Annotated in this window: 1 rRNA gene; it reads right to left on the bottom strand. The window is 54.5% G+C overall.

Annotation, left to right across the window (positions count from 1 at the left end):
* Nucleotides 1–519 (bottom strand): 23S ribosomal RNA (locus AC5RV6_RS16940); the annotation flags it as partial.

Below are 519 nucleotides of genomic sequence, written 5' to 3'. Positions count from 1 at the left end.
GTGTGAATGCCACAACTTCGGCGGTGTACTTGAGCCCCGCTACATTGTCGGCGCGGAATCACTTGACCAGTGAGCTATTACGCACTCTTTCAAGGATGGCTGCTTCTAAGCCAACCTCCTGGTTGTCTGAGCAACTCCACATCCTTTCCCACTTAGCACACGCTTAGGGGCCTTAGTTGGTGGTCTGGGCTGTTTCCCTCTCGACTATGAAGCTTATCCCCCACAGTCTCACTGCTGCGCTCTCACTTACCGGCATTCGGAGTTTGGCTGACGTCAGTAACCTTGTAGGGCCCATCGGCCATCCAGTAGCTCTACCTCCGGCAAGAAACACGCAACGCTGCACCTAAATGCATTTCGGGGAGAACCAGCTATCACGGAGTTTGATTGGCCTTTCACCCCTACCCACAGCTCATCCCCTCCATTTTCAACTGAAGTGGGTTCGGTCCTCCACGACGTCTTACCGTCGCTTCAACCTGGCCATGGGTAGATCACTCCGCTTCGGGTCTAGATCACGCCACT

It is taken from the genome of Arthrobacter saudimassiliensis, from assembly GCF_059090665.1.
Note: the sequence above shows the minus strand (reverse complement) of the source record. Positions and strands in the feature narration are given on the sequence as shown.